This is a genomic window from Xanthomonas sp. SHU 308 (assembly GCF_000364645.1).
Lineage (GTDB): Bacteria > Pseudomonadota > Gammaproteobacteria > Xanthomonadales > Xanthomonadaceae > Xanthomonas_A > Xanthomonas_A sontii.
The window spans coordinates 1-7,817 of record NZ_AQOK01000848.1 but is presented as its reverse complement, the minus strand read 5'-3'; the positions used below and the strand labels follow the sequence as shown (position 1 = coordinate 7,817).

General features: G+C 68.4%; 5 protein-coding genes. 2 read left to right on the top strand and 3 right to left on the bottom strand.

The genetic code is table 11. The annotated features are described in order from the left end of the window. A partial coding sequence (locus D588_RS0122185; protein ID WP_017917561.1) for an EAL domain-containing protein occupies positions 1–1,408 on the top strand: 1,408 nt, incomplete at its 5' end. A 132-nt stretch (positions 1,409–1,540) separates the two neighbouring features. Here the strand turns inward: D588_RS0122185 and acnB are convergent. Genes acnB through D588_RS0122170 form a run of 3 tightly spaced genes read right to left on the bottom strand, consistent with a single transcriptional unit; the run spans position 1,541 to position 4,852 of the window. Beyond that, positions 1,541–4,132, bottom strand: a complete 2,592-nt coding sequence (acnB, locus tag D588_RS0122180; RefSeq protein WP_017917560.1) for a bifunctional aconitate hydratase 2/2-methylisocitrate dehydratase — start codon at positions 4,130–4,132, stop codon at positions 1,541–1,543. A 52-nt stretch (positions 4,133–4,184) separates the two neighbouring features. Further along, positions 4,185–4,592: a type II toxin-antitoxin system VapC family toxin gene (locus tag D588_RS0122175; RefSeq protein ID WP_017908728.1), complete on the bottom strand. Its 408-nt coding sequence runs from the start codon at positions 4,590–4,592 to the stop codon at positions 4,185–4,187. After that, a complete protein-coding gene (locus tag D588_RS0122170) occupies positions 4,589–4,852 on the bottom strand; it encodes an AbrB/MazE/SpoVT family DNA-binding domain-containing protein (RefSeq protein WP_010343322.1) in 264 nt (87 codons plus the stop codon). The genes D588_RS0122175 and D588_RS0122170 overlap by 4 nt, the downstream gene beginning before the upstream one ends. Before the next feature lie 149 nt (positions 4,853–5,001). Between D588_RS0122170 and acnA the strand changes: the two genes are divergently transcribed. Continuing rightward, positions 5,002–7,761 carry an aconitate hydratase AcnA gene (acnA, locus tag D588_RS0122165; RefSeq protein WP_017917559.1) on the top strand — a complete coding sequence of 920 codons (2,760 nt, stop codon included), beginning with the start codon at positions 5,002–5,004 and terminating at the stop codon, positions 7,759–7,761. Positions 7,762–7,817: the final 56 nt, after the last annotated feature.

Below are 7,817 nucleotides of genomic sequence, written 5' to 3'. Positions count from 1 at the left end.
GCAGGTGCGCGAGCCGCTGGCCTGGCACCTGCGCCTGATCGAGCTCTGCGTGCATCTGTGCGCCTTGGCGCTGGAACGCGAGCAGACCAGGGCACGCGTGCACCAGCTCGCCTTCTACGACTCGCTCACCGGCCTGCCCAACCGGGTGATGTTCAGCGCCCGTGCCGAGCAGGCGCTGGCCGCCGCCGAGCATCAGGGCGCACCGGTGGCGATCCTGTTCGTGGACCTCGACCGCTTCAAGCGCGTCAACGAGACCCAGGGCCATGCCGCCGGCGACGGCCTGTTGCGCGACATCGCCCGGCGCATCGGCGACACCCTGGGCCTGACCGATCTGGTCGGTCGCCAGGCCGGCGACGAGTTCGTGCTGATGCTGCCGAACTGCAGCGTCGAGCAGGCCGCCGGCGTCGCCGAACGCCTGCTGCTGGCGCTGGCCGAGCCGCTGGTGGTCGGCCAGGTGACCCTGCACCCCAGCGCCAGCATCGGCGTCGCCATGTTCCCCGACGACGGCCGCGACATCGAGACCTTGCTGCGCCATGCCGACCTGGCCATGTTCCGGGCCAAGCGCGAGGGCGGCGACAGCGTGCGTTACTTCAGTTCCGACATGAACCGCATGGCGCAGGAACGCGTGGCGATGGAGACCGCGCTGCGCGACGCCCTGCATCGCAACAAACTGCAGTTGCACTACCAGCCGCAACTGGACAGCCAGGCGCCGCACGCGCTGTACGGCGTGGAGGCGCTGCTGCGCTGGGAACATCCCAATCTCGGCGCGATCTCGCCGGCGCGGTTCGTACCGATGGCCGAAGAATGCGGGTTGATCGACGAACTCGGGCAGTGGGTCTTGCGCGAAGCCTGCCGGCAGATGGCCGACTGGCGTCTGCGCGGCATCGCGGTGCCGCGCGTGGCGGTGAACCTGTCGGCGAACAACTTCGCCGACCCCGAATTGCCCACGCGGGTGGAAGCCCTGCTCGCCGCGTCCGGCCTGCAACCGGCCGATCTGGCACTGGAAATGACCGAGAGCGTCATGCTCTCCAACACCAACGCGGTGCTGGCCAACCTGCGCCAGTTGCAGGCCAGCGGCGTGCTGCTGTCGCTGGACGACTTCGGCACCGGCTATTCCAGCCTCAGCCATCTGCACCAATTGCCGGTCAACGAGCTCAAGCTGGACATGAGCTTCGTCAGCGACCTGGAGCACTGCCAGACTTCGCGGGCGCTGACCACCTCGGTCCTGCGGATCGGCGAGACCCTGGGCATGCACACGGTCGCCGAGGGCGTGGAAACCGAAGCGCAACGCGCGTTCCTGGCGCGGCTGGGCTGCCGCGTGCTGCAGGGCTTCCTGTTCGCGCCGGCGCTGCCGGCGGCGGCGCTGGAACACTGGCTGCAGGGGCGAGCGTCCGCACCACAGGCCTAGCGCAGGCAAGCGGCGAACCCGCCGTCGTACGCATCGCAGGCACCACCAACGAAAAAGCCCGGCAGTGCCGGGCTTCTTCGTTGCGACCGTGCCGCATGGGCGGCACGTCGCGTCAACGCATCGCCGGGGCGATCAGGCAGCGACCGTGGCGGCCACGTCCTGGTAGTCCTGGATCTGATCGAAATTCATGTAGCGATAGATCTGTTCGCCACTGGTCTTGATCACGCCCACGTCGGCCATGTACTCCTCCTTGGTCGGGATCCGGCCCAGGCGCGAGCAGATCGCCGCCAGTTCCGCCGAGCCCAGGTACACGTTGGTGTTGCGGCCCAGGCGGTTGGGGAAGTTGCGGGTGGAGGTCGAGAACACCGTGGCGCCCTCGCGCGCCTGCGCCTGGTTGCCCATGCACAGCGAGCAGCCCGGCATTTCCATGCGCGCGCCGGCGGCGCCGAAGGTGCCGTAGTGGCCTTCCTTGGTCAGCTCCGAGGCGTCCATCTTGGTCGGCGGCGCGACCCACAGGCGGGTCGGGATATCGCGCTTGCCTTCCAGCAGCTTGGCTGCGGCGCGGAAGTGGCCGATGTTGGTCATGCACGAGCCGATGAACACTTCGTCGATCGCCGCGCCGGCGACGTCGGACAGGGTCTTCACGTCGTCCGGGTCGTTCGGGCAGGCCACGATCGGCTCGTGGATGTCGGCCAGGTCGATCTCGATCACCGCCGCGTACTCGGCGTCGGCATCGGGCTCGAGCAGCTGCGGGTCGGCCAGCCACTCCTCCATCTTCTTGATCCGCCGCGCCAGCGAACGCGCGTCGGCATAGCCTTCGGCGATCATCCACTTCAGCAGGGTGATGTTGCTGGTCAGGTACTCGACGATCGGTTCCTTGTTCAGGCGCACCGTGCAGCCGGCGGCCGAGCGCTCGGCGGAGGCATCGGACAGTTCGAACGCCTGCTCCACCTTCAGCTCCGGCAGGCCTTCGATCTCCAGGATGCGGCCGGAGAAGATGTTCTTCTTGCCCTGCTTGGCCACGGTCAGCAGGCCCTGCTTGATCGCGTACAGCGGGATCGCGTTGACCAGATCGCGCAGGGTCACGCCCGGCTGCATCTGCCCCTTGAAGCGCACCAGCACGCTCTCGGGCATGTCCAGCGGCATGACGCCGGTGGCGGCGGCGAAGGCCACCAGGCCGGAACCGGCCGGGAACGAGATGCCGATCGGGAAGCGGGTGTGCGAGTCGCCGCCGGTGCCGACGGTGTCGGGCAGCAGCATGCGGTTGAGCCAGCTGTGGATCACGCCATCGCCCGGACGCAGCGACACGCCGCCGCGGGTGGAGATGAACTCCGGCAGGGTGTGGTGGGTCTTGACGTCCACCGGCTTCGGATACGCCGCGGTGTGGCAGAACGACTGCATCACCAGGTCGGCGGAGAAGCCCAGGCAGGCCAGGTCCTTCAGCTCGTCGCGGGTCATCGGGCCGGTGGTGTCCTGCGAACCCACCGAGGTCATCTTCGGTTCGCAGTAGGTGCCCGGGCGCATGCCCTGGCCTTCCGGCAGCCCGCAGGCGCGGCCGACCATCTTCTGCGCCAGCGAGAAGCCCTTGCCGGTGTCCGGCGGGTCCATCGGCAGGCGGAACAGGGTCGAGGCCGGCAGGCCCAGGAACTCGCGCGCCTTGGCGGTGAGGCCACGGCCGACGATCAGCGGGATACGGCCGCCGGCACGCACTTCGTCGAACAGCACGTCCGACTTCATCGCGAACTCGGCGATCACCTGCCCGTTCTTCAGCGCCTTGCCCTCGTACGGACGCAGTTCGACCACGTCGCCGTGCTCCATCTGCGACACGTCCAGCTCGATCGGCAGCGCGCCGGCGTCTTCCATGGTGTTGTAGAAGATCGGCGCGATCTTCGAACCCAGGCACACGCCGCCGAAACGCTTGTTGGGGATGTACGGGATGTCCTCGCCGGTCCACCACAGCACCGAGTTGGTCGCCGACTTGCGCGAGGAACCGGTGCCGACCACGTCGCCGACGTAGGCGACCAGGTGGCCCTTGGCCTTGAGGTCGGCGATGGCCTGGATCGGGCCGCGCTTGCCGTCCTCTTCCGGCTCGAACGGGGCGCCGTCGCGCTTGTTCTTCAGCATCGCCAGCGCGTGCAGCGGGATGTCCGGGCGGGTGGTGGCGTCCGGCGCCGGCGACAGGTCGTCGGTGTTGGTCTCGCCCGGCACCTTGAACACGGTGATGGTCAGGCTCTGCGGCACTTCCGGCTTGCTGGTGAACCACTCGGCCTCGGCCCAGCTCTGCAGCACGGCCGTGGCGTGCGCATTGCCGGCCTCGGCCTTTTCCTGCACGTCGTGGAAGGCGTCGAAGATCAGCAGCGTGTGCTTGAGGCCCTCGGCGGCGACGGCGCCCAGCTCGGCGTTGTCCAGCAGCTCGACCAGCGGATGGATGTTGTAGCCGCCGAGCATGGTGCCCAGCAGTTCGGTGGCGCGGGTGGGCGAGATCAGCGGGGTGGTCTCGCTGCCGAAGGCGACCGCGGCCAGGTACGAGGCCTTGACCTTGGCGGCGTCGTCGACGCCGGCCGGCACGCGGTGGCTCAGCAGCTCGACCAGGAACTGCTCCTCGCCGGCCGGCGGGTTCTTCAGCAGTTCGATGACCTGCGCGGTCTGCTGCGCGCTCAGCGGCAGCGGCGGGATTCCGAGCGCGGCGCGCTCTGCAACGTGGTGGCGATAGGCTTCCAACATGCGGGTTCTCCGGAAAAATACGGTGGGGATGTGCGGCAGCGGCGGCGCGGCGTCAGCCGGCAGGCTTGGGGACGATGATCTTCAGGCCTTTGAAGTAATCGCGGAAAAAACGGTCGTCGTGGGTGATCAGGCCATCGCATTGCAGCAGCGCATGCGCACCGATCAGGAAATCGGCCACCACCCGCTCGCGCTTGCCGCCACGGGCGCGGAAGCGGCGCTGCATCTCGCCGGCGCGCAAGGCCGACTTGGCCTCCAGCGCGCTGAAGCGGATGCTCATGTCCTCCAGCACCGACAAGGCCTCGGCACCGTCGCGCAGCGCGCTGCAGACTTCGGCCAGGACGATGTCGCAGACCACCACCGGGCCGGTGCTCAGGCACTGGCGCAGGCAGGCTTCGGTGGCGTCGGCCTGCGGGCCGTCGGCCAGCAGGTCCACCAGCACGGACGAGTCGATGGCGATCATGCGCCGGCGTCGGGCTCGGGTTCGAACGGATCGCCCGGGGCACGGCCGCGGATGGCGCGCATCGCCTCGTCGGTGCTGGCGAAGCCGTCGAGCTTGAAGCGGCCGCGGGCGCGCGAGATGGCATCGTCCACGCTCTTGCGCAGGATGATCCGGCCGCCGTCCAGTTCCACCTTCAGGATGGTGCCCTTGCTCAGGCCCAGCGCATCGCGCACGGCCTTCGGCAGGGTGATCTGACCGCGTTCGGCGACAGTGGCTTCCATCGGGCGGGCTCCACAAGGTATGTACGAATTTTACATACTTGAAGCGTCATACTCAAGCCCACATACAGCGGCGGTCACACCTGCCATACACACTGAATCGGTCAGAATGACCGCAGTCCCTACAGCCGCGACGCCATAGGAGTTCCGTGATGAGCGATTCCTTTTCCACCCGCGCCTCGCTCGAGGTCAACGGCCAACGCTACGCCTACTACAGCCTGCCCAAGCTCGCCGAGCGCTTCGATATCGCCCGCCTGCCCTACTCGCTGAAGATCCTGCTGGAAAACCTGTTGCGCCACGAAGACGGCGGCGTGACCGTGGGCAAGGACCACATCGAGGCGGTGGCCAAGTGGGATCCCAAGGCCGAACCCGACACCGAGATCGCCTTCATGCCGGCGCGCGTGGTGCTGCAGGACTTCACCGGCGTGCCCTGCGTGGTCGACCTGGCGGCGATGCGCGATGCGGTGGTCAAGCTCGGCGGACGCCCGGAGCAGATCAACCCGCTGATCCCCTCGGAACTGGTGATCGACCATTCGGTGCAGGTGGACGTGTTCGGCAAGCCCGACGCGCTGGATCTCAACGGCAAGATCGAATTCCAGCGCAACAAGGAACGCTACGGCTTCCTGCGCTGGGGCCAGAAGGCCTTCGACAACTTCAAGGTGGTGCCGCCGAACACCGGCATCGTGCACCAGGTCAACCTGGAGCACCTGGCGCGGGTGGTGATGACCGGCGAGCGCGACGGCGAGGCGATCGCCTACCCGGACACCGTGTTCGGCACCGACAGCCACACCACCATGATCAACGGCATCGGCGTGCTCGGCTGGGGCGTGGGCGGCATCGAGGCGGAAGCGGCGATGCTCGGCCAGCCTTCGTCGATGCTGATCCCGCAGGTGGTGGGCTTCAAGCTCACCGGCAAGCTGCCCGAAGGCGCCACCGCGACCGACCTGGTGCTGACGGTGACGCAGATGCTGCGCAAGCACGGCGTGGTCGGCAAGTTCGTCGAGTTCTTCGGCGACGGCCTGCAGCACCTGCCGCTGGCCGACCGCGCCACCATCGGCAACATGGCGCCGGAGTACGGCGCCACCTGCGGCATCTTCCCGATCGACGCCGAATCGCTGACCTATCTGCGCCTGTCCGGGCGCAGCGAGGAGCAGATCGCGCTGGTCGAGGCCTACGCCAAGGCGCAGGGCCTGTGGCACGACGCCGACAGCGCGCATGCCGAATACAGCGCCGTCCTGGAACTGGACATGGGCGAGGTCAAGCCGTCGCTGGCCGGTCCCAAGCGCCCGCAGGACCGTGTGCTGCTGGAAGACATGCAGCGCAACTACCGCGACAGCCTGGTGCCGTTCGCCGACGCGCGCGCCAAGCGCCGCAGCGATGCCGTGCAGGAAGACCGGCTCAAGAACGAAGGCGGCGGCGGCACCGCGGTCGGTGCCCAGGCGGCGCATGCGCAGGACGCCGAGGCCAGCGGCGCCGGCTGGCAGCTGCGCGACGGCGCGGTGGTGATCGCGGCGATCACCTCCTGCACCAACACCTCCAACCCGGCGGTGATGCTCGGCGCCGGCCTGCTCGCGCGCAATGCCGTGGCCAAGGGCCTGAAGGCGCAGCCGTGGGTCAAGACCTCGCTCGGGCCGGGCTCGCTGGTGGTCACCGACTACCTGAAGAAGGCCGGGGTCATGCGCGACCTGGAGCAGCTCGGCTTCTACGTGGTCGGCTACGGCTGCACCACCTGCATCGGCAACTCCGGCCCGCTGCCCGAGGACGTCTCCGCGGCGATCGCCAAGGACGACCTGGTGGTGGCCTCGGTGCTGTCGGGTAACCGCAACTTCGAAGGCCGCGTGCATCCGGAAGTGAAGATGAACTACCTGGCCTCGCCGCCGCTGGTGGTCGCCTATGCCATCGCCGGCACCACCGACATCGACCTGACCCGCGACCCGCTGGGTACCGGCAGCGACGGCCAGCCGGTGTACCTGCGCGACATCTGGCCGAGCAACAAGGAGATCGGCGACACCATCGCCGCCACGGTCGGCCCGGAGATGTTCAAGCAGAACTACGCCGACGTGTTCAAGGGCGACAGCCGCTGGAACACCATCGCCTCGCCCGATGGCGAGCTGTACGCGTGGGATGGCGCCTCCACCTACATTAAGAACCCGCCCTACTTCGACGGCATGACCATGCAGGTCGGCCGCATCGAGGACGTGCACGGCGCGCGCGTGCTGGGCCTGTTCGGCGATTCGATCACCACCGACCACATCTCCCCGGCCGGCAACATCAAGAAGGACTCGCCGGCGGGCCGCTTCCTGCAGGAGCGCGGCGTGCAGCCGGCCGACTTCAACAGCTACGGCAGCCGCCGCGGCAACGACGACGTCATGGTCCGCGGCACCTTCGCCAACATCCGCATCAAGAACCTGATGTTCGGCGGCGAGGAAGGCGGCAACACCCTGTACCACCCGCCCGGCGGTGGCCAGCCGGAAAAGCTGGCGATCTACGACGCGGCGATGAAGTACAAGGCCGACGGCGTGCCGCTGGTGGTGATCGGCGGCAAGGAGTACGGCACCGGCTCCTCGCGCGACTGGGCAGCCAAGGGCACCAACCTGCTCGGGGTCAAGGCCGTGATCGCCGAGAGCTTCGAACGCATCCACCGCTCCAACCTGGTCGGCATGGGCGTGCTGCCGCTGCAGTTCCTGCAGGGCCAGAACGCGCAGTCGCTGGGCCTGGACGGCTCGGAGGTGTTCGAGATCACCGGCCTGCAGGACGGCGCCAGCAAGCGCGCCCAGGTCAGCGCGACCAAGGCCGACGGCGCCGTGCAGACGTTCGAGGTGGCGGTGATGCTGCTGACGCCGAAGGAAGTGGAGTACTTCCGCCACGGCGGCCTGCTGCAGTACGTGCTGCGGCAGTTGGCTGCGCGCTGATCGACCCGGCGGTTTGCGACAGCGGAAGCCCGGCCCCCGCGCCAGCGCGGGGGCGC